Annotated in this window: 28 protein-coding genes; 12 read left to right on the top strand and 16 right to left on the bottom strand. The window is 64.7% G+C overall.

Annotation, left to right across the window (positions count from 1 at the left end):
- The first annotated feature begins 90 nt into the window (after positions 1-90).
- Positions 91-369: a hypothetical protein gene (locus ACIPIJ_RS01785; RefSeq protein WP_401072151.1), complete on the top strand. Its 279-nt coding sequence runs from the start codon at positions 91-93 to the stop codon at positions 367-369.
- On the opposite strand, the gene ACIPIJ_RS01780 is transcribed toward ACIPIJ_RS01785, so the two are convergent.
- Complete coding sequence (locus tag ACIPIJ_RS01780) at positions 366-833, bottom strand: cyclic nucleotide-binding domain-containing protein (protein ID WP_401072149.1); 468 nt, start codon at positions 831-833, stop codon at positions 366-368. The two genes, ACIPIJ_RS01785 and ACIPIJ_RS01780, sit on opposite strands and share 4 nt — an antisense overlap.
- 89 nt (positions 834-922) lie before the next feature.
- Positions 923-2,965 (bottom strand): S9 family peptidase, encoded by a 2,043-nt coding sequence (locus tag ACIPIJ_RS01775; protein ID WP_401072147.1) that lies wholly within the window; start codon positions 2,963-2,965, stop codon positions 923-925.
- Positions 2,966-3,047: 82 nt separating this feature from the next.
- Between ACIPIJ_RS01775 and ACIPIJ_RS01770 the strand changes: the two genes are divergently transcribed.
- Genes ACIPIJ_RS01770 through ACIPIJ_RS01760 form a run of 3 tightly spaced genes read left to right on the top strand, consistent with a single transcriptional unit; the run spans position 3,048 to position 4,861 of the window.
- Positions 3,048-3,542, top strand: coding sequence for an MFS transporter (locus tag ACIPIJ_RS01770; protein WP_401072145.1), 495 nt, complete (start codon positions 3,048-3,050; stop codon positions 3,540-3,542).
- A 14-nt stretch (positions 3,543-3,556) separates the two neighbouring features.
- Entirely contained in the window at positions 3,557-4,330 is a 774-nt protein-coding gene (locus tag ACIPIJ_RS01765; RefSeq protein WP_401072143.1) for a class II glutamine amidotransferase, read from the top strand.
- A 9-nt stretch (positions 4,331-4,339) separates the two neighbouring features.
- Positions 4,340-4,861: a DUF2937 family protein gene (locus ACIPIJ_RS01760; RefSeq protein WP_401072141.1), complete on the top strand. Its 522-nt coding sequence runs from the start codon at positions 4,340-4,342 to the stop codon at positions 4,859-4,861.
- Positions 4,862-4,932: 71 nt separating this feature from the next.
- Here ACIPIJ_RS01760 and ACIPIJ_RS01755 read toward each other — a convergent pair whose 3' ends face one another.
- A complete protein-coding gene (locus tag ACIPIJ_RS01755) occupies positions 4,933-5,844 on the bottom strand; it encodes a LysR family transcriptional regulator (RefSeq protein ID WP_401072139.1) in 912 nt (303 codons plus the stop codon).
- Positions 5,845-5,973: 129 nt separating this feature from the next.
- Here ACIPIJ_RS01755 and ACIPIJ_RS01750 point away from each other — a divergent pair, with 129 nt between their 5' ends.
- Genes ACIPIJ_RS01750 through ACIPIJ_RS01735 form a run of 4 tightly spaced genes read left to right on the top strand, consistent with a single transcriptional unit; the run spans position 5,974 to position 9,655 of the window.
- Positions 5,974-7,260 carry an MFS transporter gene (locus tag ACIPIJ_RS01750; RefSeq protein WP_401072137.1) on the top strand — a complete coding sequence of 429 codons (1,287 nt, stop codon included), beginning with the start codon at positions 5,974-5,976 and terminating at the stop codon, positions 7,258-7,260.
- A gap of 9 nt (positions 7,261-7,269) precedes the next feature.
- Positions 7,270-8,049, top strand: coding sequence for a 5-oxoprolinase subunit PxpA (locus ACIPIJ_RS01745; protein WP_401072135.1), 780 nt, complete (start codon positions 7,270-7,272; stop codon positions 8,047-8,049).
- Complete coding sequence (gene pxpB / locus ACIPIJ_RS01740) at positions 8,046-8,741, top strand: 5-oxoprolinase subunit PxpB (protein ID WP_401072133.1); 696 nt, start codon at positions 8,046-8,048, stop codon at positions 8,739-8,741. Before ACIPIJ_RS01745 ends, pxpB begins: the two co-directional genes overlap by 4 nt.
- On the top strand, positions 8,738-9,655 hold the full coding sequence (locus ACIPIJ_RS01735) for a biotin-dependent carboxyltransferase family protein (RefSeq protein ID WP_401072131.1): 918 nt from the start codon (positions 8,738-8,740) through the stop codon (positions 9,653-9,655). Before pxpB ends, ACIPIJ_RS01735 begins: the two co-directional genes overlap by 4 nt.
- A gap of 93 nt (positions 9,656-9,748) precedes the next feature.
- Here the strand turns inward: ACIPIJ_RS01735 and ACIPIJ_RS01730 are convergent, their stop codons facing one another.
- The 3 genes from ACIPIJ_RS01730 to ACIPIJ_RS01720 all read right to left on the bottom strand — a co-directional run bounded on the left by ACIPIJ_RS01730 (position 9,749) and on the right by ACIPIJ_RS01720 (position 13,026).
- A complete protein-coding gene (locus tag ACIPIJ_RS01730) occupies positions 9,749-10,927 on the bottom strand; it encodes a VWA domain-containing protein (RefSeq protein ID WP_346611652.1) in 1,179 nt (392 codons plus the stop codon).
- A 12-nt stretch (positions 10,928-10,939) separates the two neighbouring features.
- A complete protein-coding gene (locus ACIPIJ_RS01725) occupies positions 10,940-11,785 on the bottom strand; it encodes an AAA family ATPase (RefSeq protein WP_401072129.1) in 846 nt (281 codons plus the stop codon).
- A gap of 167 nt (positions 11,786-11,952) precedes the next feature.
- Positions 11,953-13,026, bottom strand: coding sequence for a DUF748 domain-containing protein (locus ACIPIJ_RS01720; RefSeq protein WP_401072127.1), 1,074 nt, complete (start codon positions 13,024-13,026; stop codon positions 11,953-11,955).
- 132 nt (positions 13,027-13,158) lie between these two features.
- Between ACIPIJ_RS01720 and cysK the strand changes: the two genes are divergently transcribed.
- The 4 genes from cysK to ACIPIJ_RS01700 all read left to right on the top strand — a co-directional run bounded on the left by cysK (position 13,159) and on the right by ACIPIJ_RS01700 (position 16,598).
- On the top strand, positions 13,159-14,133 hold the full coding sequence (gene cysK, locus ACIPIJ_RS01715) for a cysteine synthase A (protein WP_401072125.1): 975 nt from the start codon (positions 13,159-13,161) through the stop codon (positions 14,131-14,133).
- Between the two features lie 172 nt (positions 14,134-14,305).
- Complete coding sequence (locus ACIPIJ_RS01710; protein WP_401072123.1) at positions 14,306-15,241, top strand: aspartyl/asparaginyl beta-hydroxylase domain-containing protein; 936 nt, start codon at positions 14,306-14,308, stop codon at positions 15,239-15,241.
- Between the two features lie 199 nt (positions 15,242-15,440).
- Entirely contained in the window at positions 15,441-15,602 is a 162-nt protein-coding gene (locus ACIPIJ_RS01705; protein WP_401072121.1) for a hypothetical protein, read from the top strand.
- Positions 15,603-15,716: 114 nt separating this feature from the next.
- Positions 15,717-16,598, top strand: coding sequence for a DMT family transporter (locus ACIPIJ_RS01700; RefSeq protein WP_401072119.1), 882 nt, complete (start codon positions 15,717-15,719; stop codon positions 16,596-16,598).
- A gap of 4 nt (positions 16,599-16,602) precedes the next feature.
- Here ACIPIJ_RS01700 and ACIPIJ_RS01695 read toward each other — a convergent pair whose 3' ends face one another.
- From ACIPIJ_RS01695 to ACIPIJ_RS01650, 10 genes are all read right to left on the bottom strand, one after another.
- Positions 16,603-17,073 carry a DUF4265 domain-containing protein gene (locus ACIPIJ_RS01695; protein WP_401072117.1) on the bottom strand — a complete coding sequence of 157 codons (471 nt, stop codon included), beginning with the start codon at positions 17,071-17,073 and terminating at the stop codon, positions 16,603-16,605.
- 114 nt (positions 17,074-17,187) lie between these two features.
- Positions 17,188-18,417: a hypothetical protein gene (locus ACIPIJ_RS01690; protein ID WP_401072115.1), complete on the bottom strand. Its 1,230-nt coding sequence runs from the start codon at positions 18,415-18,417 to the stop codon at positions 17,188-17,190.
- 390 nt (positions 18,418-18,807) lie between these two features.
- A complete protein-coding gene (locus ACIPIJ_RS01685) occupies positions 18,808-19,767 on the bottom strand; it encodes a PDR/VanB family oxidoreductase (RefSeq protein ID WP_401072113.1) in 960 nt (319 codons plus the stop codon).
- A gap of 13 nt (positions 19,768-19,780) precedes the next feature.
- Entirely contained in the window at positions 19,781-20,815 is a 1,035-nt protein-coding gene (locus tag ACIPIJ_RS01680; RefSeq protein WP_401072111.1) for a Rieske 2Fe-2S domain-containing protein, read from the bottom strand.
- Between the two features lie 20 nt (positions 20,816-20,835).
- Positions 20,836-21,063 carry a recombinase-like helix-turn-helix domain-containing protein gene (locus ACIPIJ_RS01675; RefSeq protein WP_401072109.1) on the bottom strand — a complete coding sequence of 76 codons (228 nt, stop codon included), beginning with the start codon at positions 21,061-21,063 and terminating at the stop codon, positions 20,836-20,838.
- Between the two features lie 10 nt (positions 21,064-21,073).
- On the bottom strand, positions 21,074-22,042 hold the full coding sequence (locus ACIPIJ_RS01670; protein WP_401072107.1) for a VOC family protein: 969 nt from the start codon (positions 22,040-22,042) through the stop codon (positions 21,074-21,076).
- Entirely contained in the window at positions 22,039-23,529 is a 1,491-nt protein-coding gene (locus tag ACIPIJ_RS01665; RefSeq protein WP_401072105.1) for an aldehyde dehydrogenase, read from the bottom strand. Before ACIPIJ_RS01665 ends, ACIPIJ_RS01670 begins: the two co-directional genes overlap by 4 nt.
- A 10-nt stretch (positions 23,530-23,539) precedes the next feature.
- Positions 23,540-24,343, bottom strand: a complete 804-nt coding sequence (locus ACIPIJ_RS01660; RefSeq protein WP_401072103.1) for an aspartate dehydrogenase — start codon at positions 24,341-24,343, stop codon at positions 23,540-23,542.
- 10 nt (positions 24,344-24,353) lie between these two features.
- A complete protein-coding gene (locus ACIPIJ_RS01655) occupies positions 24,354-26,036 on the bottom strand; it encodes a thiamine pyrophosphate-binding protein (RefSeq protein WP_401072102.1) in 1,683 nt (560 codons plus the stop codon).
- On the bottom strand, positions 26,029-26,826 hold the full coding sequence (locus ACIPIJ_RS01650) for an SDR family oxidoreductase (RefSeq protein ID WP_401072100.1): 798 nt from the start codon (positions 26,824-26,826) through the stop codon (positions 26,029-26,031). The genes ACIPIJ_RS01655 and ACIPIJ_RS01650 overlap by 8 nt, the downstream gene beginning before the upstream one ends.

Raw genomic sequence — 26,826 nt, 5'->3', positions numbered from 1 at the left:
ATTGAGTCTAGCGCGCTTGCAGGGCGGGCGGACAGGCGAAAAGATTCATTAAGGCGTAGCCTGTAGGAATGTTCAGACAGGAGGTTGCAGATGTTTCACGCGCTCCTCGCCGCACTGCTGCTCGCCAGCCTGCCCGTGGCACAGGCCGCCAGCACCCCGCCACGTATCACCACGCCGGTGCCCGGCGCGCCCGGCACCGCGACGCCCACGCCGTACCCACAGATCACCCCGAGTACCCCGCCCAAGGCCTATGACCGCCAGCCCGGTGCGCCGCTGCTGCCGCCCATCCCAGTGCCAGGGCCGCCGAAGGATCAGCCGTTGCCCGGTTTGCGCACCGAGCCTGCCAAACCGGCGGCGGATGACGACTAGAGCGAGAGGCGCTGGCCGTCCTGCATGCGCAGGCGCTTCGACAAGGCCACGGCCAGCGCGCGGATGATCCGAGCGGCGATGCGCGGTGCTTCGTTGAGCATCTTTTCCAGCGAGTCCTTGCCCAGGGTCAGCAGCTGGCAGTCGCTGGCAGCGACGCAAGTGGCCGAGCGGCGCTCGCCGTCGAGCACGGCCATCTCGCCGAACACGCGGCCACTGCGCAGGGTCGCGATTTCTACCTGACTGCCATTGCCGTCGGTCTTGCGTACGGAAACGACGCCGCGGTGCAGGATGCACATGAACGTGCCGGCGTCGCCTTCGTTGAAGATGGTTTCGCCCTCGCTCATGGTGGCGAGGCTGAAATAGCCGGCGGCGGTGAGGCAGTCGCTGGGCTGGAAGGTGTCGAACAGGCCGCAATCCATGAGCATGTCGCGGATTTCGGCGCTGAGGTGGGTTTGGTCGGGCATGTGTTGTTCTTCGTGTTGTCCGGTATCTGTTGAGCCCCTCCCACCCCGGTGGGAGCGGGCAGCATGCCTATGACAACATAAAACGTGTTTTACGCCACGCCCAGCTCATTGAAGACAAACGCATATTCCAGCGCGACATCTTTCAGCCCCTGATACCGCCCACTCATCCCACCATGTCCTGCGCCCATTTCGGTCTTGAGCAGCAGCAGGTTGTCGTCAGTCTTGCGCGTACGCAGGCGCGCCACCCACTTGGCCGCCTCCCAATACTGCACGCGGCTGTCGTTGTAGCCAGCGACCACCAGCATGGCTGGGTAGGCCTGGGCACTGACATTCTCGTAGGGCGCGTAGGCCTTGATCCGTTCAAACACCTCGGGCTCTTCAGGGTTGCCCCATTCGTCGTATTCGGTGACGGTCAGTGGCAGCTCGGGGTCGAGCATGGTGTTGAGCACATCGACGAACGGCACTTCGGCGATCGCGCAGCGGAACAGCGCGGGGCGCAGGTTGAGCACCGCGCCGATCAGCAGGCCGCCGGCGCTGCCGCCGCTGATGGCCAGGCGGTCGGAGGCCGTCACGCCCTGGGCGATCAGGTGCTCGGCGCAGGCAATGAAGTCGTTGAAGCTGTTGTGCTTGTGTTCCTGCTTGCCGGCGCGGTACCACGCTTCGCCCAGCTCGCCGCCGCCGCGTACATGGGCGATGGCAAAGCCCACGCCGCGTTGCAGCAGGCTGAGGCGGGCGTGCGAGAACCATGGGTCGAGGCTTTCGCCATAGGCGCCGTAGCCGTAAAGGTAGAGCGGGACGGTCTTGCCCTGGTCCTGCTTGCGGCGCACCAGGCTGATCGGCACCTGGGTACCGTCTGCGGCCGTGGCCCACAGGCGTTCGCTGACGTAGTCGTCGGCATCGAACTCGCCCAGCACCGGGGTCTGCTTGAGCACCACTTGCGCGCCCGTGGCCAGCTCCAGCTGACGTACCTGGGCCGGGCGGTTGAGTGCCTCGTAGCGCAGGCGCACGCGGCTGCTGGCAAATTCCAGGCTGTCCTGCACGTACAGGCTGTAGGCGGCGTCCGGCAGTTCGACGCGGTAGGCCGGCAGGCCTTGCGGACGCACTTCGATGATCGGCAGGCCGCCTTCGCGCAGGCTCAGGGTCAGCGCGCCGGCATTCAGGCTGAGGCCTTCGAGCATGATGTCGTTGCGGTGCGCCACCAGTACCTGCCATTGCTTGCGGGTGGGCACCTGGTCGGCCGGGGCCTGGTAGAGGGCGAAGTTGATGCCGTCCTGGTTGCTGCGGATGAACCAGCGCCACTGCCCATCGAGCTGGCCGTGGTCGGGGAAGTACTCATGGCCTTCTACACGGGGCGCCAGGCAGGTGAATGCCGCCCGCGGGGTTTCGGCGTCCAGCGCCCAGGCTTCGCTGGTGGTCTTGCTGTTGAGCAGCAGCACCAGCTGTTTTTCCGAACTCGAGCGGTAGCAATGCAGGAAGAAACGGCCGTCGGCTTCCTCGAACACGGTGTGCGCGTCGGCCTCGCCCAGGGTGTAACGGCGCAGGCGCCAGGGGCGGTGGGTGTCGTCCAGCTCGGCGAAGAACAGCGTCTGGCTGTCGTTAGCCCAGGTCAGGCTGCCGTCGCAGTCATCGAAGGGCAGGGCGGTCACGTTGTCGCTGGCCAGGTCCTTGACGTACAGGGTGTAGATTTCGTCGCCGGTGGTGTCGAGGCTGTAGGCCAGTAGGCGGTGGTCGGGGCTGACATTGAACGCGCCGAGGGCCAGGAAACCACCGTTGGCCAGGACGTTGGGGTCGAGCAGCAGCTGCTCCTGGCTTTCGTCCACCGTGTTGGAGTCGTCCGCCGGGCGTGGGCAGCGGTAGTGGCGCGGGTACTCGTCGCCCGCAGTGGTACGGGTGTAGTACAGGTACGGCCCCCAGGGCGAAGGCAGCGACAGGTCGGTTTCGAGGATGCGGCCCTTGATCTCTTCGAACAGCTGCTCGCGCAGGGGCGCCTGATCGGCCAGGCAGGCTTCCTGGTAGGCGTTCTCCGCCTGCAGGTAGTCGAGCACTTCAGGGGTGTCGCGCTGTTGCAGCCAGGCATAGGGGTCGGCGGCCTGGTCCTGGCGGGCAATGGGGGACTGGAGCGCGTTGGGCATCGGGGATCTCTTGGCTAGGGGGCGCCTGCGCCCGGAAAAGTGTTTATCATAGGCAACTCTTTGCCTGGCTTGCACGATCACCATGACCGAGAACGACTATACCCTCGCCTGGGGCCTCTACGCCGTTGCTGCCCTGGGCTGCATCTGGGTGGGTTTCAAACTCACCGGCTGGATGTGGCGCTGGCTGCGTGAGCCGCTGCGGGTGATCCTCGCGGTCCTGCTGCTGACCCCGACCGTGGTCGACCCCGGTAAGGACGCCATGGCCCCGGCCGTGGCCATCACGGCCCTGGACGTCGCCTTCAAGGTCGGCAACAACGCCTGGCGCGCCGTTTCCGACTTCGCCATGTATGGCTTGATCGCCTTTGCCCTTTACATTGCCTTCGTGCTGCTGCGCTGGCCGTTGGAAAAACGCGCCCGCGAGCGTCGCGAACAGGCTGACGCCGCCGCCAAGCGCCAGGCGGCCGAGGACGACGCCTTGGCGGTAGATGCCCCGCTGGCCGGCGAACGTCGCGACCGTTACCGCAATGACCCGCCGCCTGCCGCACCTGCCGGCGGCCGGGTCGAGCCACGTCTGTAAGCCCGGAGACCACCATGTGCGAACTGCTGGGCATGAGTGCCAACGTCCCCACCGACATCGTCTTCAGCTTCACCGGCCTGATGCAGCGCGGCGGGCGCACCGGCCCGCACCGCGACGGCTGGGGCATCGGCTTCTACGAAGGCCGCGGCCTGCGCCTGTTCCAGGACCCGGCGGCGAGCAGCGAGTCGGAAGTGGCCAACCTGGTGCAGCGTTACCCGATCAAGAGCGAAGTGGTCATTGGCCACATCCGTCAGGCCAACGTCGGCCGCGTGTGCCTGTCCAATACCCACCCGTTCGTCCGTGAAATGTGGGGCCGCAATTGGTGCTTTGCGCACAACGGCCAGTTGGGTGAGTTCAGAGGCGAGGCGACCTTCTACCGGCCCATCGGCGATACCGACAGCGAAGCCGCCTTCTGCGACCTGCTCAACCGCATCCGCGCCGCCTTCCCCGAGCCAGTCGAGGTGGAACAGCTGCTGCCGGTGCTGGTCGACGCCTGTGCCGAATATCGCGGCAAGGGCGTGTTCAACTGCCTGCTCAGCGATGGCGACTGGCTGTTCTGCTTCTGCTCGACCAAGCTGGTGCACATTACCCGTCGCGCGCCGTTTGGTGCGGCACGCTTGAAGGATGTCGACCTGATCGTCGATTTTCACACCGAAACTACCCCCAATGACGTGGTCACGGTGATTGCCACCGAGGCGTTGACCGAGAACGAGACCTGGCGGCGCTACGAGCCCGGCCAATGGGCCCTGTGGCGGCACGGAGAGTGCGTTTCGCAAGGCCAGAGCTAAGGAAGCTGCATGTTCAGAAGTTACCTGCGGTTGTTGCTGTTCACCTTCGGCCTGTTGGCCGGTATCCAGGTGCCTGGGCTGGTCAAGGACTACAGCCAGCGGGTCGAGGCGCACCTGTTCGAGTCGCGCCAGGCCCTCGATGGCTTCAAGCAGACTGCCGAGCGCTTCTTCAACGGCGACCTGCAGGCGCTGCTGCGGCATTACCGCAGCAGTGACGACCCGGTATTCAACAGCGATGCCAACAGCATCGAGAGCCTGATGATCCGCAACCAGTTGCTGGAGAACGAGTGGCAGGCGCTGCAGGGCTCGTGGGTCACCACGACCTGGCATGTGCTGGTGCAGCCGGACCCGCAGCTGCGCGAAGAGACGCTGAAGGGGTATAGCTACCAGATTTTGCTGGTGCCGGAGGCGATCGGCTGGGGTGTTGGCGCAGGCTTTGTGCTGGCGTTCGTGGTCGAGAGCCTGTTGCTGGGTGTTGGCTGGGTAATCCTCGGGGGGCGCCGCAAGGCGGTCAAAGAAAGCTGGCGCTGAGCTTCTGCGCCAGCTGTGCCGGCCTCTTTGCGGATTTACCCGAAGAGGCCGGCACATGCACTGCAAAACGATCAGACTAAAACAATCCGCTGGCCACCCACATCCCGCGCATACCGCTCCAGGACCTGCCGGCACACGCCGACCACCTCGTCCACCAGCGCCACCCCGGTCTGCCAGGCGACCACCAGCTCCAGGCTCGGCGGTGGCTGCAGGCCTTGCAGCAACACCAGTTCCCCCCGGCTCAACTCGGCATCCACCAATGCCGGCGGCAGTGCGCCGATGCCGAAGCCATCGCGCAGCAGGCGGGTGATTGCCGCCACCGAGTTCACGCAGTTCAGCCGGGGGCTTTCGACCCCCGCGCCTTGCAACAGGCTGAGCACTTCCTGGTGCGGCCGCGAGTTCTTCGAAAACGTCACGATACGCTCACGGGCAAGTTCGGCCAGCGAAGCGTAATCGCGGTGCTGGGCGCCACCTGCGGCCACCACCCAGCCCATGGGGTAGCGTGCCAGGTCCAGGCTGCGGATCGACTGCTCGCGCAGCAGGTCGGTCTGCAAAATGACATCGAGAAAGCCTTTTTGCAGCTGTTCGCGCAGGTTCAGCGCCGTATCGGCGACCAGCTCGATTTCCATTTGCGGGTAGCGTTCGGCCAGCTCGGCGACCAGTGCGCTCATCCAGGTGTGGATCACCGTGTCCATCACCCCCAAGCGAATACGCCCGACCTTGGCCCGGTCGCTGTCCAGCGACTGCTTCATGGCCTTGGCGGTGTCGAGCATGCGTTCTGCGTACTCCAGCACCTTGCTGCCCTCTGGGGTCAGGCTGACGCCGCGTGAGTCGCGCAGCAGCAGCTTGACGCCAAGGTCGGCTTCCAGCGCGGCGATGCGGCTGGAGACCGACGCCTGGGTGGTGAACAGCTTTTCGGCGGTGAGGCGGAAGCTCTTGAGCCGGGCGACCCAGACGAAGGTTTCGAGGAAACGAAGGTTCATGATCAGTTTTTCTTGTTCCAGACCGGCGGTTTTTCTCGTTGGACGCAGAGGGCGTGGGCTCTGAACATGACGCACAGGCCGCGACGCCAGACGTCGCCCATAAAACAATACCAACAAGCCGAGGCAAGCATGAACCCAAGCGGCGTGCAGCAACAGGTGCAATCCCCACCTTCGACCGGGCCGTTCGCCTGGTACCGCGACATCGACTCCCAGCAACGGCGCACCTTCTGGAGCTGCAAGATCGGCTATGGCCTGGACGGCATGGACACGCAGATGCTCAGCTTCGTCATCCCCACGCTGATCATGCTGTGGGGCATCAGCACCACCGAGGCCGGGCTCATCCACACCAGCACGTTGATCGCCTCGGCCGTCGGCGGCTGGGTCGCCGGCATCCTCTCCGACCGCATCGGCCGGGTGCGCACCCTGCAGCTGACGGTGCTCTGGTTCGCCTTCTTCACCTTCCTGTGCGGCTTTGCGCAGAACTATGAACAGCTGCTGATTGCTCGCACCCTGATGGGCTTCGGTTTCGGCGGTGAATGGACCGCTGGCGCGGTGCTGATCGGCGAAGTGATCCGTGCCCAGGACCGTGGCAAGGCGGTGGGCATGGTGCAGTCGGGCTGGGCGCTCGGCTGGGGCCTGACGGCGATCCTCTACGCGCTGCTGTTCTCCTGGCTGCCGGCGGAGCAGGCCTGGCGCGCGTTGTTCCTGCTGGGGCTGGTGCCGGCGATTTTCGTGATCTTCGTTCGCCGCCTGGTCAAGGACCCCGAGGTGTATCGCCAGGCCAAGGCCGTGGAAAAGGCCGAGGCGCCTGCGCAGTTCTACGAGATCTTTGCCCCTGGCATGCTCTGGACCACGGTGCGTGCTTCGTTGCTGACCACCGGTGCGCTCGGCGGCTACTACGCCATCACCTCGTGGCTGCCGACCTTCCTCAAGACCGAGCGCGGCCTGAGCGTGCTGGGTACCGGCGGGTACCTGGCGATGGTGATTGTCGGCTCCTACGTGGGCTACGTGGTCAGCGCATACCTGTCCGACATCCTGGGGCGCAAGAAGAACTTCATCCTGTTCGCCGTGGGTTCGTTCATCATCGTGCTGCTGTACACGCAGATGCCGGTCAGCGATGGCGTGATGCTGTGGTTGGGCTTCCCGCTGGGCTTCTTTGCCTCGGGCATTTTCAGCGGCATGGGCGCTTTTCTCACCGAACTGTTCCCCACCCGCATTCGTGGCTCGGGGCAGGGCTTCTGCTACAACATCGGCAAGGTCTTCGCGGCGATGTTCCCGTTGTTGATCGGCCTGCTCGGGCAGACGATACCGCTGGGGCTGAGCATTGGTGGCTTTGCCGCAGTGTCCTACGGCGTGGTGATCCTGGCGGCCTTGAGCCTGCCGGAGACCCGCGGCAAACACCTCCAGGCGCGCTAAGGTAGGCACATGAACATCGACACAGGAGCACGCCAGGTGAAACGCCTGCTACTCAATTGCGACATGGGCGAAAGTTTTGGCAGCTGGCGCATGGGCCTGGATGCCGAGGTAATGCCCTATATCGACTGCGCCAACATCGCCTGCGGCTACCATGCCGGCGATCCTGGCACCATGCGCCGCACGGTGGCCCTGGCGCTGCAGCACGGGGTGACCATCGGCGCCCACCCGGCATACCCCGACCTGGTCGGCTTCGGCCGCCGTTCCATGGCCTGCAGCAGCGAGGAGATCCGTGACCTGCTGCACTACCAGATCGGCGCCCTCGATGGCATCTGCAAGGTGCTTGGCAGCCGCGTGGCCTACGTCAAACCCCATGGCGCGCTGTACAACGACATGATGGCCGACCCGCTCAAGCTGCGCGCCGTGCTCGAAGCCGTGGCAGCCTACGACAGCGGCCTGCCGCTGATGCTCATGGCCACGGCCGACGACAGCGCCGCCCAGGCCCTGGGCGATGAAATCGGCGTGCCGCTGTGGTTCGAAGCCTTCGCCGACCGTGCCTACACCGCCAGCGGCCACCTGGTGTCGCGGCGCCTGCCCGGTGCGGTGCACCATGACCCGGCGCTGGTCATTGAACAGGCCCTGCGCCTGGCCCGTGCCGAAACGCTGGTGGCCGATGACGGCAGTGCGCTGCGCCTGCAGGCCAGTACCTTGTGCGTGCACGGTGACAACGACAGTTCGGTGGCGGCAGTGCGGCAGATCCGTCAGGCCCTCGATGCGCTGGAGCAGGCATGAAGTTGCGCATCGAAGCAGTCGCCATCGACAGCTTGATGGTGCGCCTGTTCGACGCCATCGACGAAGCCAACATGCCGTGGGTGCTCGCTGCCGGCCAGCGCCTGGGCGCCGCGTTCGGCGAGCACCTGGTGGACCTGGTGCCGTCCTACACCACGCTGATGGTGCAGTTCGATCTGCCACCAGGGCAGGCGAGGGCGCTGATTACCCAGGCGCTGGAGGGGCTGCAGCCGGATACCGGCAGCGGCGGGCGCCGGCATGAGATTGCCGTGTGGTACGACGCCAGTGTCGGCCCTGAACTGCCTGTACTGGCCGCGCGCAGCGGCTTGAGCGAGCAAGAGGTGATCCGCCTGCACAGCGAACGTGAGTACCCGGTGTTCGCACTTGGCTTTGCCCCAGGCTTCGGCTTCATGGGGCTGGTGGACGAACGCCTGGCGTCCCCGCGCCTGAGCACGCCGCGCAAGCGCGTGGCGGCCGGCAGCGTCGGCATTGCCGAGCGCCAGACAGCAGCCTATCCCGCCGTATCGCCGGGTGGCTGGAACCTGATCGGGCGAACGCCGGTGCGCCTGTTCGACCGCGACCGCGAAGGCTACAGCTTGCTGCAACCGGGCGACCGGGTGCGCTTTGTGGCGGTGACCCATGCCGAGTTCATGGCGCTGGGTGGAGATGACAGCCCGCTGGAGGCACTGGCATGACGCAGTTGAGGATCGAAGCCAGCAGCGCCTTGTGCCAGTTGCAGGACGCCGGGCGCTTTGGTGTGCGCCACCTGGGCGTGACCCAGGGCGGGGCGCTGGATTGGGTGGCGATGCAGTGGGCCAACTGGCTGCTGGGCAACCCACTGGGTGCGCCCGTGGTGGAGGTGGCGTTGGGCGGTTTCACGGTCGTGGCCGAGCAGAACTGCGTGCTGGCCCTGGCCGGCGCCGACCTGGACGCGCGGGTCGACGACCAGCCGCAGGCACCCTGGCGCAGCTTCGCCTTGGCCAAGGGCCAGCGGCTGACGTTGAAGCAGCCCAAGCAGGGGGTGCGCGCTTATCTTGCGGCACCGGGTGGGTTCCAGGGTGAGGTTGTGCTCGGCAGTTGCGCAACTGTTGTGCGTGAAGCGTTGGGCGGCGTCGATGGGCGCGGGTCTGCACTGGGCAAAGGGCAGATGTTGGCCTTTGCCGGCACGTTATCGCCTCTGCGTGAGGTGCCTGAGGCACTGCGTCCACGTTATCCGCAAAAACCTGTACTCGACCTGGTGATGGGCGCACAGATCGGTGATTTCAGTGGCATGAGCCTCTTCGAGGCGTTCAACAGCGACTGGACGCTGGACAGCCGTGCCGACCGCATGGGCATCCGTTTGCTTGGGCCACAGCTGGTTTACCAGGGCACGCCGATGATTTCCGAAGGCATTCCATTGGGTGCGGTGCAGGTGCCGCCGGACGGGCAACCGATCGTGCTGCTCAACGACCGGCAGACCATTGGCGGGTATCCGCGGCTGGGGGCGTTGACGCCGTTGGCATTGGCGCAGCTGGCGCAGTGCATGCCGGGGGCGGCGCTGCGGTTCAGAGCGGTGGTGCAGGATGAGGCGTGGCGGGAGCAGCAGTCTTACCTCGACCGCTGGCGGTGAAGCTACCGGCCCCCACAGTTACTCCACAGGGCTCAAATACAGTGGAGTAACTGTGGGAGCCGGCTTGCCGGCAAAGGGCCGGTGCAAGCGATATCACTTGGACAGGTACCGCATCCCATCCTCCAACCCCTGCAAGGTCAGCGGGTACATCTTGTCCTCGATCAGGTCACGCACCAGGTGCGTCGACGCCGTGTAATCCCAGGCCTGCTTCGGGTACGGGTTAATCCAGATGACCTTCTTGAATTTCTCCATGAAGCGCTGAATCCACACATACCCAGCCTCTTCGTTCCAGTGTTCCACGCTGCCACCCGGCTGGGTGATCTCGTAGGGCGCCATGGCCGCGTCACCGACGAATACCACCTTGTAGTCATCGCCGTACTTGTGCAACAGGTCGAAGGTGGAGAACCGTTCCGAGGTACGCCGCAGGTTGTTTTTCCACACCGATTCATAAACGCAGTTGTGGAAGTAGTAATACTCCAGGTGCTTGAACTCGGTCTTGCAGGCCGAGAACAGCTCTTCGCACACCTTGACGTGGGCATCCATCGAACCGCCGATGTCGAACAGCAACAACAGCTTCACGGTGTTGCGGCGTTCCGGGCGCATCTGGATATTAAGCAAACCGGCGTCACGCGCGGTGTGGTCGATGGTGCCGTCGATGTCCAGCTCTTCGGCGGCGCCTTCGCGGGCGAACTTGCGCAGCCGGCGCAGGGCCAGCTTGATGTTGCGGGTGCCCAGTTCGACCTGGTCGTCGAGGTTCTTGTACTCGCGCTGGTCCCAGACTTTTACCGCTTTGCCCTGGCGTTTGCCCGCCTCACCGACGCGGATGCCTTCGGGGTTGAAGCCGCCCGAGCCGAACGGGCTGGTGCCGCCGGTGCCGATCCACTTGTTGCCGCCGGCGTGGCGTTCCTTCTGCTCTTCGAGGCGTTTCTTGAACTCCTCGATCAGCTTGTCCAGGCCGCCAAGTGACTGGATCTGTGCACGCTCCTCATCCGTCAGCGAGCGTTCGAACTCCTTGCGCAGCCAGTCTTCGGGGATCAGCGCCTCAAGGTGCCGGTCGAGGTTTTCCAGGCCCTTGAAATAGGCGGAGAAGGCCCGGTCGAACTTGTCGAAATGGCGCTCGTCCTTCACCAGGATGGCCCGGGCCAGGTAGTAGAACTCGTCCATGTCGGCGAACACCACGCGCTGCTGCAGGGCGTTGAGCAAGTCGAGCAGTTCGCGTACCGACACCGGCACCTTGGCCGCGCGCATTTCATTGAACAGGTTGAGCAGCATGACCGGCCCCCGTCAGCGGTTGCCGCGCCGGCTCATGAAGGCCAGTCGCTCCAGCAGCTGCACGTCCTGTTCGTTCTTCACCAGGGCGCCGGCCAGCGGTGGGATGGCCTTGGTCGGGTCGCGCTCGCGCAGCACCGCTTCACCGATGTTGTCGGCCATCAGCAGCTTGAGCCAGTCGACCAGCTCGGAAGTGGAGGGCTTTTTCTTCAGGCCCGGCACCTTGCGCACGTCGAAGAACACGTCCAGCGCCTCGCTGACCAGCGATTGCTTGATGTTCGGGTAGTGCACGTCGACGATCTGTTGCAGGGTGTCGCGGTCGGGGAAGGCGATGTAGTGGAAGAAGCAGCGGCGCAGGAAGGCGTCGGGCAGCTCCTTTTCGTTGTTGGAGGTGATGATGATGATCGGGCGTTGCTTGGCCTTGATGGTCTCGTCGATTTCGTAGACGTAGAACTCCATCTTGTCGAGTTCCTGCAGCAGGTCGTTGGGGAACTCGATGTCGGCCTTGTCGATCTCGTCGATCAGCAGGATGACCCGCTCGTCGGCCTCGAAGGCTTCCCAGAGCTTGCCCTTTTTCAGGTAGTTGCGCACGTCGTGGACTTTTTCGGTGCCCAGCTGCGAATCGCGCAGGCGGCTGACCGCGTCGTACTCATACAGGCCCTGGTGGGCCTTGGTGGTGGACTTGATGTGCCAAGTGATCAGGCGTGCGCCGAAGGAGGCCGCGAGCTGCTCGGCGAGCATGGTCTTGCCGGTGCCGGGCTCGCCCTTGACCAGCAGCGGGCGTTCGAGGGTGATGGCCGCGTTGACCGCCAGTTTCAGGTCGTCTGTGGCGACGTAGTCGCGGGTGCCTTCGAACTTCATCGGGAATGTCCTCTGCGCGGTGCCTGTTCCGGCCTATCGCCGGCTTGCCGGCGATAGGGCCCGTTCAGGCACTGTAGGTTTGTCGTTTGTCAGCGACTATACCCCTGCCCTGGGCCGCTGCAAACGCAGACCGGGTATTCAGTCCCTGAATGGCCCGTCACGCACGTTCAGTCGGAATCAGGCTTGGGCTGCTCGTAGCGTGCATTGAAAGCCTGGATAAACCCGTTACGCAAAATCTGCAAAAACGCCTCGATGGCGCTGATGTCCTGCTGGTGCACGCTGCCGCTGAGCTCCACGCGGGTGGCAAACTGGTTTTTTGGCTGGTTCTTCAGCACCGTCTCGCTTGCCCCGACCAATGCTTCCCATACCGAGCGGAAAAAGCCCTTGTTCTTGTTCTCGACATCCTGCTGCCAGTTGAACACGTCGACATCGCGCAGCAGCGGCTTGATGTAGCCGTTGAGCCGGCCGTTTTGCGCCTGCGCCTCGATCACCACATCGCCGTGGCCGGCATTGAAGTCGAACTTGCCGTAGGCGCTGGCGAAGTCGTTGAGTCGGCGCAGTTCGATGCCAGTGGCGCGCAGACGGAATTCGAAGTCATCGAAGTCGCTGAACGGGTCGAAGGTGGCGCGGCTTTCGACCTTGGCGTCGCCCAGCAGCAGCGCGTTGGCGTCGAAGCTGGCATCGCGCCGGCCTTTTTCGTCGCGCACGTTGGTCAGGTTGCGAATGTTGGCATCCAGTTGCGTGGCCTTGAGGTCGACCGGTGGTTTGGAGTTGAAGTTGCGGAAGGTCAACGTGCCATCCTCGATGCGCACGTCGTTGAGGGTGATCGGCAGCAGTTTTTCCAGCTGCTGGCGCCAGTCGGTACCGCGACCGGTCTGCGAGGCCTGTTTGCTGCCGCCGTCGACGAAATTCAGTTCGGGGCGCACGAAGGTCACTTCGGCCACCACAGCCTGGTCGTACCACAGTGAATGCCAGCTCACCGACAGCTCGATCAGCGGCGCATCAAGCAGTGGCACGGGCACCTTGCCAGTGGTCTTGACGATCTTCAGCCCGTTGATCTGGTAAGCACCGCGCCACCAGGCCAGGTCCACATCGGCGACCTGGCCACGGTACTCGCCCATGTTCGCCAGCTTGTCGTTGAGGTAATCGCGCACCAGGTATGGCAGCGCCAGGTGCAGGGCCACCAGCAGCACGACCAGGCTGGCCAGGCCGACCAGCGGCCAGCGATAACGGGCTTTCATCGCGGCGTTCTCCAAGGCGGGTTGTGCGGTTGACCGCAGGCCGCCTGGGCGAGTTCGAACGGGCTTTACGGGCCACCGGGGCAGGCTTACCCTTTAAGTCTTTCCCTGCTATTTCATGCCAAGGACCCTGCCATGAGCCGTATCTACGCAGACAACGCCCATTCCATCGGCAACACGCCGCTGGTACAGATCAACCGTATCGCCCCGCGCGGCGTGACCATCCTGGCCAAGATCGAGGGGCGCAACCCGGGTTACTCGGTCAAATGCCGGATCGGCGCGAACATGGTCTGGGATGCCGAAAGCAGCGGCAAGCTCAAGCCCGGCATGACCATCGTCGAGCCGACCTCTGGCAACACCGGTATCGGCCTGGCCTTCGTCGCCGCCGCCCGTGGCTACAAGCTGATCCTGACCATGCCGGCCTCCATGAGCCTGGAGCGGCGCAAGGTGCTCAAGGCCCTGGGTGCCGAGCTGGTGCTCACCGAGCCTGCCAAGGGCATGAAGGGCGCGATCGAGAAGGCCAACGAGATCGTTGCCTGCGACCCTGCGCAGTACTTCCTGCCGGGCCAGTTCGACAACCCGGCCAACCCGGCCATCCATGAACAGACCACCGGCCCGGAAATCTGGAACGACACCGACGGCGCGGTCGACGTGCTGGTGGCCGGCGTCGGCACCGGCGGCACCATCACCGGCGTGTCGCGCTACATCAAGCACACCCAGGGCAAGTCGATCCTCTCGGTGGCGGTGGAGCCGGTGTCCTCGCCGCTGATCAGCCAGACCCTGGCTGGCGAAGCGCTCAAGCCTAGCCCGCACAAGATCCAGGGCATCGGCGCAGGCTTCGTACCGAAAAACCTCGACCTGTCGATCGTCGACCAGGTCGAGACCGTGACCGACGAAGAATCCAAGGCCATGGCCATTCGCCTGATGCAGGAGGAGGGCATCCTCTGCGGTATTTCCTGTGGCGCGGCCATGGCGGCAGCGGTGCGACTGGCGGAAAAACCGGAAATGCAGGGTAAGACCATCGTCGTAATCCTGCCTGACTCTGGCGAACGCTACCTGTCGAGCATGCTGTTCAGCGACCTGTTCAGCGAGCAGGAAAACCAGCAGTAATCAGCCCTGCCGCTGATCCGGCGCAACGTTCGGCGGCCTGGTTTATTGCAAAATCTTCATGAGTGAGATCCCGCCCAGGTTGTTTTTACATGGGCGGGATGGGTTTATGATGGCCGGATGATTTTTCTGGAGGCAGGCAGCGCTGGCCTGGTTCCATTCCAAGGAGTGTTGCATGACCTTTTCCTTCGTCGCCAAGGCGGGTGTCCTGCTGGTGTTTTTCGGCAGCGTGCTGTACGTGCACCTGCGCGGCAAGGCGCGCCTGCCGGTGCTGCGCCAGTTCGTCAACCATTCGGCGCTGTTCGCCCCGTATAACAGCCTGATGTACCTGTTCTCGGGCGTGCCGTCCAAGCCTTACCTGGACCGCCAGCGCTTCCCTGAACTGGATGTGCTGAAGGACAACTGGCAGGTGATCCGCGAAGAGGCCATGCGCCTGTTCGACGAGGGTTACATCCGTGCGGCCGAGAAGGACAACGACGCAGGCTTCGGTTCGTTCTTCAAGAAGGGCTGGAAGCGTTTCTACCTGAAGTGGTACGACAAACCGCTGCCGTCGGCCGAGGCGCTGTGCCCCAAGACCGTGGAACTGGTCAGCAGTATCCCTAACGTGAAAGGTGCGATGTTCGCCCTGTTGCCCGGTGGCAGCCACCTCAACCCGCACCGCGACCCGTTTGCCGGCTCCCTGCGCTACCACCTGGGCCTGTCGACGCCGAACTCCGACGACTGCCGCATCTATGTCGACGGCCAGGTCTACGCCTGGCGTGATGGCGAGGATGTGATGTTCGACGAAACCTACGTGCACTGGGTGATGAACGAAACCGATGTTACCCGGGTAATCCTGTTCTGCGACATCGAGCGCCCGCTGAGCAGCCCGCTGATGACCCGTATCAACCGCCAGGTCAGCGCCTTCCTCGGCCGCGCCACCGCACCGCAGAACACCGATGACGAGCGCGTGGGCGGGATCAACCAGGCGTATGCCTGGAGCAAGCGCTTCAGCAACAAGATCAGCACCCGCGTGAAGCAGTTCAAGCGCGCCAACCCCAAGGCCTACCGCATCCTGCGGCCGGTGCTGGCGGTGGTGGTGGCGTACCTGCTGTATCACTGGTTGTTCTGAGGTATCGGTGCCTGTTCGGGCCCCATCGCCGGCAAGCCGGCTCCCAGAGGTACTGCACAGGACTCCAAAGCTTTGGCGTACCTGGGGGAGCCTGCTTTCAGGCGATGGGGCCCGATCGGTATCACAGAAGGCCAGCTATTGCCCAGCCTCTGAATCACCGCTATATTCCGGTGCATCCACTTCCCCGAAGACCCTGTTCATGCCAGCCATCCCTTCCACCACACGCTTTGCCATCGCGCCAGTCGCGGGCATGGTCGTGCGTGGCAGCCAGCAGCCGGTCATGATCAGTCATTACCCACCACCTGTCAGTGGCGTCGTCGGCGGCGTAGCTCCGCCTCGCTGCGTGGTCGTGTTGGGCTGATCGGCTTCTGGCCGCATCCCGTCACACGCGCAACCTACTGAACACGGTCGGCTACTTCCCCTAATGAAGGTCACGCCCACCGTTCGGCTTATTTGCCCGAATACAGGTGCAACCATGTCTGTTTTTTGCAAAGCTTCCGTGGCCTCGGCGGCCACTACCAGCCTGTTCGTCCTGCTATGGAGCAGCGGCGCCATCGTTTCCAAACTCGGCCTGGCGCAGGCCAGCCCGTTCGCCTTCCTGCTGCTGCGCTCGGCGCTGGCGCTGACCGGGTTGCTGCTGATCGGCCCGTTGCTGGGATTGCGCTGGCCGCGCACACGGGGGGCGATGCTGCGCGCCCTGTGCACCGGCTGCGTGCTGCTCGGTGCCTACCAGATCTTCTACCTGCTGGCGCTCAATACCCATGTCACCCCCGGTGTGATGGCCACGGTGATGGGCGTGCAACCGATCCTCACCGTGATGCTGATGGAGCGCCAGCACGCCTGGAGCCGGCTGTTTGGCCTGGGCCTTGGGCTTGGCGGGCTGGTGATGGTGGTCTACCAGGGCATCAATCTCGGTGGCGTGTCGCTGGCCGGCATGCTGTTTGCCTTGCTGGCACTGGCCAGCATGACCATCGGCTCGATCCTGCAAAAGCGCATCACCGACAACCCGATGGGCACACTGCCGCTGCAGTACCTGGCAGGGTTTGCCCTGTGCGCGGTGTTCGCGCCGCTGCAACCGCTGCACGTCGAGTGGAGCGCCGGCTTTATCGGCGCGCTGCTGTGGATGGGGCTGGTGGTTTCGCTGTTGGCGACCTTGCTGCTGTACCGGCTGATCGCCAAGGGCAACCTGGTCAATGTCACCAGTCTGTTCTACTTGGTGCCGGCGGTGACCGCGGTGATGGATTTCCTGATCTTCGGTAACCGCCTGGCACCGCTCAGCCTGCTGGGGATGGGCCTGATCGTGGTCGGTTTGCTGTTCGTGTTCCGCAAGCCGGCGGCGCGGTTGGCCGAGGCGTAGGCGCTTAGCGGAACTCTTCGGGGATGGCGTGGCGCAGTACGCCTTCCTCGAAGTCCAGGGTGCCGGCTTCACGCTGAGTCAGCAGGTAGTAGAGCAGGGTGTCGAGTGCACGCATTGGCGGCACTTCGACGGCCAGCATCCTTACCGCCTGTTCGACTTCGCAGGGGCATCCGAAATCTTCCAGTGCAGCGCGGACCTGTTCCAGGTCGCCCGCAGCTTTTACCCGTATGCGGAACACCGAAGCACCACCGCTTTGCTGCAGGGCTTCGAACCAGGACTGCTCGCCGTCTTCACGGATGCTGATGGTGTCACCGGGTGCGATCCCGTAGGCATAGAAGGGGATGCTGTCGACCTGGTAGCCAGCTGCGGTCGGCTTTGCCCAGAGGCCTTCGACCGACGCAGGTGGGTAACCTTGGGCATCCTGCTCCAGGCGCCAGAGCACGATCTTGTAGGCTGGGGTTTGCTCGGGGGGCATGGGGCGTTACGCGTCAGGAGGGCTGCCTATCGTAATGCGGTTTGGTTGTGTTGTCTGTACCGGCCTCATCGCCGGCAAGCCGGCGATGAGGCCGGTACAGACAGAATCAAAATTTCAGAAGTAATAGCCGATGTTGATATTGGTCCGGTAATACCAGTCATTGCTGCCGACCGAACCGGTGCTTGTCCACCCCGTGCCATTTTCCGCCCCACCAAACGGGTTGGCATTGCGCGCCCAGGTCAGGTCGACCCAGGCCATGATCGGCATGGCCAAAAACTGCGCGCCGACGGTGAACATCTGCGAATCGTCCCAGCCATGCTCATCCTTCATCATCCGGCTGTAATCGGTGTAGAGCTTGATCTTCTTCAACTGCCCAAGCTTTGGGGTGAACACGTCATAACCAACGTTGACTGCGGCGATGGTCGCCTTGGCGGCGATCAGGTAGGCCGGGGTCAGGCCGTTGCCGCCCATCAGCACCGTATTGTCGCTGACGCCGGCCGGGTTTTTCGGGTCGTATTCATAGCGGATCGCCTGGCCGGTGACCGTCCATGGGCCCTGGTTGAACAGCGCGTGCACCCCGCCTGCCCAGTAGCTGCCATCGTCATGGGTAGTGGCGTTATACAGCCCGGCAGCGGCAAGCGAAGCACCCAGCTCGGTCTTCCAGCCATCGCCGCTGAAGGTACGGGCTACGCGGGCGTTGACCTGGTTGCGTTTCTCGTTGTCCTGGCGCGACTGGGTGACCGGCACGGCGTTGTCGTTTAGATCGGCATACCGCCCGACTTCCGGCGAATAGCGCAGGCTCGACGGCAGCATGCGCGGGAAGTAGCCCAGTTGCAGGTCCCACTGCGCATCCTTGTAGCTGTACTTCAGCCCCGTGCCGGCGCTGACGCCGTAACCCATGAAGAACGGGATGTGATAACTCCAGCCGAACTGTGGGTAGGGCTCCAGGCCGAAAGGCTTGAACGGGGCACCGAGCTGCAGGTTGGCTTGCGGGCTGAAGCGGTAGCCGAGGTAGCCGCGGTCGATGGAGCGCTTGCCGTCGTCCTGGAACCAGTAGCCGACATCGCTGAACAGCTGGCGATGGCTGGCTTGCACATCGATGCGGAAAGTGTCGAAGAGGAAACGGCCGTTGTTTTCGGTGGTGTCCCAGTGTTCGTCGCGGTAGTTGACGCGCAGGGCGCCGCCGATGTCCAGGCTGCTCTGGCCGTCGTCGCTGCGCCAGGCGATATGCGGGAACGGCTTTTTCGCGGTGGGTGGCTGGTCTGGGGCGGCCGGGCCGGGTTCGGAGGCGATGCTTGCGCAACTGCCGAGAATCAGACCGAGGCTTATCACATATCTATTCATGCCATGCCCTGCAAGGTTGGGTGGTTTTCTGCAGGCAAAGGGGGAGCGTCGCCCGTTGCTGCGGGATTTTTGTTTTATGGGTGATATGTTGTTTAACGCAGGGAATGGAGCAGGTTCTGTGCCAAACTTTCAATTAAATAAAATGTTCAGCTAAAACAATTATTTATATTTGAAACGGCTGGATTTGTGCCGTATCTGGAACAGGCTGGAAGTTTGGTTACTGTTATGCCCAGTCATTGTGCAGCGGTGCACTATTTTGCCTTTGGTGTATCAGTTCGGGCCTCATCGCCGGCAAGCCGGCGATGAGGCCCGACTGAAGAGGACAAATCCAGGCTGAAAAAAACCGGCCTCTGGGGCCGGTCAACATTACGCGTGAGCCAATCATTCACTTCACAGATCAAGCACCAACCGCCGGCTCTTGCACCCGGAAACACACACCATCATCGATGTGTTCGCCGCCCGCTCAGCCTTGGTCAGCACCCCATCGCGGTGGTCCACATCCCCTTCCAGTACCCGAGTCTCACACGAGCCGCACACCCCCTCGCGGCAGCTGTACTCGATATCGCAACCCGCTTCGAGCAGCACATCCAGCAGGTTCAACCCAGGCTCGACACTGACCGTCCTGCCCGACTTGCTCAGCTCGACGCTGTAACTGTCCTGGGCGTCTTCCGACGGTGCCACTTCGGCAGCGGTGAACCGCTCGATATGCGCGTGCGGGTAGCCCAGGCGTTCGCAGGCCTGCTCGAAGGCATCGAGCATCGGCGTTGGCCCGCAGCAGTAGAAGTGCGTGTCGGCAGGGCGCCCGGCCAGGTAACCGGCCAGGTCCGGCAGGCCGCCTTTCTCGTCGTTGAAGTGGTACAGCACCTTCGCACCCAGCCCGCCGATCTCTTCAACCAAGGCCGCCTCGGCGCGCGAGCGGGCACAGTAGATCAGCTCGGCCGAACGCCCCAGTGCCAGCAGCTGGCGGAACATGCAGTAGATCGGCGTGATGCCGATGCCGCCCGCCACCAGCACGCTGTGGCCGGCGCGGGTGTCGAGGGCGAAGTTGTTGCGCGGCTGGGAGATCTGCAGCTGCGTGCCCACCCGCAGTTGCTCGTGAACATAGCGCGAGCCCCCGCGGCTGGCGCGGTCACGCAGGATGCCGACCACATAACGGCCCTGGTCGCTCGGCGCGTTCAGCAGCGAGTAGCTGCGCACCAGGCCGTTGGGCAGGTGCAGGTCGATGTGCGAGCCGGCCTCGAACGGCGTGAACACCGTATCGCCCCACGGGCGCAGCTCGACGCTGATGATGCCTTCGGCTTCATGGCGCAGGGTGTGCACCCGCGCACTGATGGTGGAGGAGTTGGACATCGGTCACCTCAGTTCAGGCCAGTTGCCGGGTTTCGATCAAAGCCAGCTGTTCCTTGGCCTTGCCCTTCAGGTAGCGGCGCAGGCGCACCACGCCCAGGTCGTGCTGGTAGAGGTTTTCGCGTTGGTTGGCGTCGAATTCCATGAATTCCAGCAACACCCGGTCCTGCTCCAGCACCGCCCAGTGGCGCGCTTCCAGGCGGTTCTTGTAGAGGAAGCGCCAGGTGTCGCGCTGCCAGCCGCTCAGCCGCCGGGTGCGCCAGTGAAAGACTGCGGACAGGGCGCGGCTGCTAGGGGTGTAGCTGGCGACGATCGAGAAGTTGCCGCCCGGGCCACCGGTCTTCGGGTAGGGGATTTCCAGGCGCAGCCAATGGCAGCCGTTGTCGAGGAATTCGGTCCAGTCGAAGTTGACCCCGCGCTGGCCTTCCTTCTCGAAGAAGAAGCCCTGGTCGGTATCGCGGGTGACGAACTTGGCAGTGGCTTCGCCCTCGCTCATGGAGTGCGACATCTTGTGCAGGTAGGTGCCGTGCATCGGGTCCATGACGTTGTCGAGCACGTAGCGGTAATCGCCTTTCCACTCGGTGTAGCAGAGGAAGCTGCTCCACTCGGGCGAGCTCAGCTGTTCGGGCAGCACCAGCTCGGGCGGTGTGTCCAGGTTCGGTTCGGTGGCGTTGAACAGGAAGATTGCGCCGGCGGCTTCGCGGGTGTGGAACATCCGCGTCGGGCGGCTGCCTTCGAGCTTGCAGCCGGGGCTGCCGGGCACTTTGGTCACGGTGCCGTCACAGCGCACTTCGACGCCGTGGTACGGGCACTGCAGGCGGTCACCCAGCACCGGCCCCTGGGACAGCGGCGCACCGCGGTGCGGGCAGTGGTCTTCGAGGGCGTGGACGCTACCGTCGTTATCGCGCCACAGGGCGATTTTGTAGCCCAGGCGGCGAATCGAGACGGGTTTTTCGCCGAGCAGCTGCGACGGTAAAACCGGGAACCAGAGGTCTTTCAGGCCGTTGGCCAGGTGGTTTTCAACAGGGTCGACGGTGATCTGCATGTTCATCTTGTTCTACCTCCGGCGGGTCATTCGCCCAGCCGTGCCATCAGGGTTTTGAAAGTGTCTTCGGTCCATTCACCGCTGTTCAGCGGGCAGGGCGGGCCGGCCAGGTTCAGGTGCGCGATCAATTCGCCCAGTTCGCTCACACCATTGCCGTAGGCGCGTTCGATCGAGTCGCCGAGCAGGTCCTCAAACGGCGTATTGGGGCGTTTGCGGGCCTGGTGCGGCTGCAGGTAAACCTCGGATGTGCTCATGGAGTCGGCCTCAGTTGTTCTTGGGTTTGTCGGTGAGGAATTTGCCTTGCGGCGCTTCGGCGTGCTGCTGGCGCCGGGTGTTGCCGTCGATGCCGCCGGCGATCGCCCATTCGGCGAATACCGTGGGGCCGGGCTCGAACTCGCGAGGCTGCCAGTCGCCGGTCAGCTGGTCTTCGTCGGCGTAGTACTCGACCAGGGCGCCAGCAGGGTTCTTGAAGTACCAGAAGAACGCCGACGACACCGGGTGGCGGCCCGGGCCGATTTCGGTGGCCCAGCCGCAGCGGGAGATGTGCATGCCGCCGCCGAACACTTCGTGCAGGTCACGTACGGTGAAGGCCACGTGGTTGAGCCCGGCGCGTGGGGCCGGCAGCTGCAGCATGAACAGGTCGTGGTGGCCGCCTTCCTCGGCAGTGCGCAGGAAGGCGCCGCGGTTGGGGTAGCGGTCGGAGGCCTGGAAGCCGAAACGCTCGTGGTAGAAGGCTTCGCAGGCATTCACATCCTTGACGAAGAACACCACGTGGCCCACTTCGATGGGGGTGGCGCGCTCGTAGACCGGCGCGGGCTTGTTGATCCGGCCTTTGGTCTGCCAGGTGTTGTGGCCGCTGCACTCGATCTCCAGCGCACGCTTGCGGGTGACCTGCAGGCGGATCGCCAGGCCGTTGGGGTCGGTGCAACCGATGCGGCCGTTGCCTTCGAAAAAACCCGGGTCGTTGGCGATGCGCTGGCTGTACAGCGCCAGGTCCGCCTGGCTTTCGACGCCCCACACCACTTCGCGCACGGTCGAGCCGGGTTCGATGGCCGGCGGCAGGCCGGGTTTGTCGATGGCGGCCAGCACCACGCGGCAGCCGTTGAGGGTTTCGAAGACCACCTCGTCGGCCTGCTCGCTGACGTTGTTCAGCCCCCAGTCGGCGAAGAAGCGCGCGCAGGTGGCGAGGTCCTCCACGCCATAGGTGACTTCGTCGATGCCCAGTACGCTCATTGCCCTGCCTCCACGCCGGCCCAGGCCAGCGGTTGTTGGTTCATGCCCCAGTAGAGGCTCTTCTGTTCCATGTACTGCAGGATGCCCAGGCGGCCTTTTTCGCGGCCCAGGCCACTGTCACGCCAGCCGCCGAAGGGCGTCGAGATGGAAAACTGTTTGTAGGTGTTGATCCACACCGTGCCGGCCTGCAGCTTGCGGCCCAGCGCCCAGGCGCGTTTGTAGTCGCGGCTCCAGATGCCGGCGGCCAGCGCGTAGAGGCTGTCGTTGGCCTGGGCCAGCAACGCGTCCTCGCTGTCGAACGGCATGGCCACCAGCACCGGGCCGAAGATTTCTTCCTGGCACACCTGCTGGTGGTTGCCCAGGCCTTCGAGGATGGTCGGCGGGTAGAAGTAGCCCCGGTCGAACAGGCCACCGCTCGGGCGCTCGCCGCCCAGGCGCAGGCGGCCGCCTTCGGCCAGGCCCAGGGCCACATAGCGCTCCACCGATTCGCGGTGGCCGGCGCTGATCAGCGGGCCCATCTGCGTGCGCTCGTCGGCCGGGTCGCCCAGGCGCAGTTGCGCGGCGGCGGCGGTCAGGCGAGCCATGAACGGCTCGTACAGGGCGCGGGCGACGAACAGCCGCGAACCTGCGATGCACGCTTCGCCCGACGAGCTGAAGATGCCATACAGCACACCGGCCACGGCATGGTCCAGGTCGGCGTCTTCAAGGACGATGGTCGGCGACTTGCCGCCCAGCTCCAGCGACACCGGCATCATCTTGTCGGCGGCGATATGGGCGATGTGCTTGCCGGTGCGGGTGCCGCCGGTAAACGACACCCGCTTGACCAGCGGGTGGCGGGTCAAGGCATCACCCAGCAGCGAACCCTTGCCCGGCAGCACGCTGATCAAGCCCTTGGGCAGCCCGGCGTCTTCGCAGATGCGCGCCAGTTGCAGGGCCAGCAACGGGGTGATTTCCGCCGGTTTGATCACCACCGCATTGCCGCCGGCCAGGGCTGGGGCAACCTTTTGCGCCTCGCTGGCGATCGGCGAGTTCCACGGGGTGATCGCCGCGACCACGCCCATCGGTTCGTACACGCTCATGCTGACGAAATCGCCGCGTGACGGGGTGATGGTTTCTTCCAGTGTTTCGCAGGCGGCGGCGAAAAACTGGAAGGTGCCCGCCGCGCTGGCGACCAGGGCGCGGGTCTCGTTGATCGGTTTGCCGTTGTCCTGGCGCTGCAACTGCGCCAGCTCCTCGGCGCGCGCGCGGATCAGCTCGGCAATGCGGTACAGCACGGCGGCGCGCTCATGCGGTTTGCGCTGGGCCCAGCCGCTGTGCAAGTACGCCTGGTGGGCGCCCTGCACGGCGGCTTCGACATCGTCCAGGCTGGCCGCATTGAGCCAGGCCACCGGCTCGCCGGTAGCGGGGTAGCAGGTGGCGTAGCGCTCACCGCCGCCCAGGCGCCAGGTGCCGGCAATACAAATGGGTAAGGTCTGTTCCAGTGTCATTGGCAGTCCCCTAGATGGAAATGGCATGGGCGTGGTTGCCAAGGGCGCGCACCACGCTGTAGACGGTCAGCGCCGAGGTCTTCGGGTTGGCTGCCAGCGGCTTGCCGCGCAGGCTCATCTCGAAGCGGCCAAAGGCGCCGCGGGCGTCGACCTGGTGCACGTTCTCTTCGCTGTGCGGGTCGGCGATCAGGGTCACGCGGGTGCGGTCCAGGCCAAGCCCGGCCAGCGACAGGGTGGCCGCGACGTTGGCGTTCTTTGGGTAGAGCCGCGCCGCTTCTCGGGCGCTGCCGTCGAAGATCACCGTGGCTTCGCTGAGGCTGTCCAGCGTGCACACCTGCTCGGCCGGAGTGTTCTTCCAGGCCTGCGCCGGTTTGCGGCCGGTATAGGTGACCGCATCCAGCCCGCCGACCTTGGCTGCCGACAGGGCGTCGATGCCGCCAATGGCGCCCGGCAACAGTTCGATGCGCGTGTTGCCGCGCGCCGCAGCGGCTTCCAGGCGTTCGACCAGGCCGGGCTCGGACAGCGCGCCGACCGAGACGATCAGGCAGGCAATGCCGCGCTCCAGCGCCGGCAGCACGTGTTCCTCGATGGCCTTGTGCCCGGCGCACTCGACCAGCAGGTCGGGGCGTGCATCGGCGGGCAGGGTGGTGAGCACCCGCGGTGGCTGGCCGAAGCTGGCCAGGCGCTGGCGCACCAGGTCTTCGGAGCCGGCCGAGGCGATCACCGCATCGACGCACAGCTGCGGATCTTGCTCCAGCAGTTCCAGCACACCAACGCCAATGGCGCCGCAGCCGATCATGGTGATATGCAACATGGCGGGGTCCTCAGGCCGTGGCCTTCTGCGCCTTGGTTTCGCTGTTGGGCGGGCCGGCGAACTGGGTGGCGAAGCCGCCGACGCTGAGCATGTCCACTTCCAGCAGGAACGGCCCTGGTTCGCCCTGCGCGCCGTCGAGCACAGTGCCGAAGTGTTTCAGGTCGCTGACCCGGCCGTGGCGCAGGCCGAGGGATTCGGCGAGCTTGCTGTAGTCCGGCGTATGCAGTTCGACGTAGGCGTGGCGGGCGCCGTAGATGGCGTCCTGGATGTTACGGATCACGCCGTAGCGCTGGTCGTTCATCAGCAGGATGACCACGTTGGCTTTCTCCTGCACCAGGGTCGCCAGTTCACCGAGGTTGAGGATGAAGCCACCGTCACCGGCGAGGGCGAACACCTTGCGCCCGGGTGCTGTTTGCGCCGCCGCCACGGCCGCGCCGATGCCCATCGCCAGGCCTTGGCCGATACCGCCGCCGAGCGCGTGCACGCCAGAGAGCGGGTGGTAGAGGTTCAGCAGGCGGTTGCCCCAGATGCTGTTGGACAACGTCACGTCGCGCACCCAGGTGAAGTTGCGCCCGGTTTGTGCCTGCAGTTGTTCGACCAGTGCCGAGTACGGGCCAAGGTCGGCCACCAGTTGCTTGCGGGCTTGCTCGCGCACGGCCTTGAGCTCGGGCAGGAAGTTCGGGTCGAGGTTCAGGCGGCCCTGCAGGCGGTCGGCCAGGCCTTCCAGCGCCAGCGCGGCATCGCCGCAGATGAACAGGTCGCTGGGGTAGCTGCGGCCTTCGATGGCCGGGTTGACGTCGATGCGCAGGGTGGTGCGCGGCAGCTTCAGGGCGTACTTGAAGGTCTCGTTGCTGCGCAGGCGCGAGCCGGCCACCACCAGCGCATCACAGGTCTGCATGAAGCCTTCGACCAGCTTGTTCTGCGAGAACGCGCCCAGGCAGCGTGCGTCGTCTTCGTTGACCACGCCGCGGCCCTGGGTCGAGGTGATCACGCCGACGCCCATGTCGAGCAGGCGCTTGACCTGCGCGCCGGCATGTCGAGCACCGCCGCCCAGCCACAGCAGTGGCCGGGTGGCGCTGGCCAGGCGTTCGGCGACCAGGTCGAGGGCTTCGGCGGCAGGTGCGGCGACCGGGATCGGCAGCGGCGACAGGTCGGTCGGCATGGGGATGAAGGCCGACTGGATGTCGATCGGGATCTCCACGCTGACCGGGCCGGTGGGCGCGGTCAGGGCAGTCTGCACGGCCAGCTTCAGGGTGCTCAGTGCGGTCTCCACGCTGCGCACGCGGAAGGCCGCCTTGGACACGGCCTTGAGCATGGTCAGCTGGTCGCGCGCTTCGTGGATGTAAGCCAGCTCCTGGTCCAGGTATGGCGTTTCGATCTGCCCGGTGATGTGCAGCAGCGGGGTGCCGGCGGTGAGAGCTTCGACCATCGCCCCGGCGGCGTTGCCGGCGGCGGTGCCGGTGGAGGTCAGGCACACGCCCAGGCCACCGCTGCTGCGGGCGTAGGCATCGGCCATGTTGGTTGCCCCGGCTTCACCGCGGGCCATGACGAAACGGATGTTGCCGCGCACGGCGAAGGCATCGAGGATCGGCATGTTGTGGATCGAGATCACGCCGAACGCCGCCTTGACGTCGCATTGCTCGAGAAACGCGGTGATGACGGCACCGACGGTGACAGTGTTTTCGTTACGCATGGCGGGACAGGCCTCCGGATACATCGATATGACTGCCAGTGGTGTAGGCCGACAGGGGCGAGGCGAGGAACAGGATCGCCTGCGCCGCTTCCTTCGGCAGGCCAAGGCGGCCCAGGGGGATTTGTTTGCGTTGCGCAAGCTTCGCGGTCCATTGCGGCCAGTCCAGCTCGCGCTCTTCACGGGCCTCGAAGCGGCGGCGCCATTGGCCCGACTCGACCAGGCCGATGAGGATGCCGTTGACCCGGATGCCGTGTTCGGCGAATTCGAAAGCCATCGAGCGCACCAGGTTCTTCAGCCCCGCACGGGCGGCCGAAGTGGCGACCATGTGCGGTTCGGGCTGGCTGGCCAGCAGCGAGTTGACGCAGACGATCGAGGCATTGGCCTGGCCTTGCAGCTGCGCCATGTACGCGCGCACCGGGTGGATGACCGAGAAGAACTTGAGCTGCAGTTCGTCGTGCCAGGCTTCGTCGGTGGTGCTGGCGAAGGTCGACACGCGGCCTTGGCCGGCGTTGTTGACCAGCACCTGGGCCGGGCCGAGCGCGGCCAGGGTGGCGGCGGCAAAGGCCTGTACCGACTCGGCGTCAAGCACGTCGCACACCAGGGCCAGCAGGCGCGCCTCGGGGAAGCGTTCGCGCAGCCGCGCTTCGGCGCTGCGCAGGCGGTCTTCGTTGCGTCCGCAGAAGGCCACGCGGGCGCCGGCTTCGAGCAACAGTTCGACGCAGGCGTAGCCGATGCCAGATGAGCCACCGGTGACGATCACTGTACTGTCGTGAAGTTGATAGGGGTTCAT

The sequence above is a fragment of the Pseudomonas sp. NPDC087185 genome, from assembly GCF_044744955.1.
Taxonomy (GTDB): Bacteria; Pseudomonadota; Gammaproteobacteria; order Pseudomonadales; family Pseudomonadaceae; genus Aquipseudomonas.
This window is presented reverse-complemented; position numbering and strand designations above follow the sequence as displayed.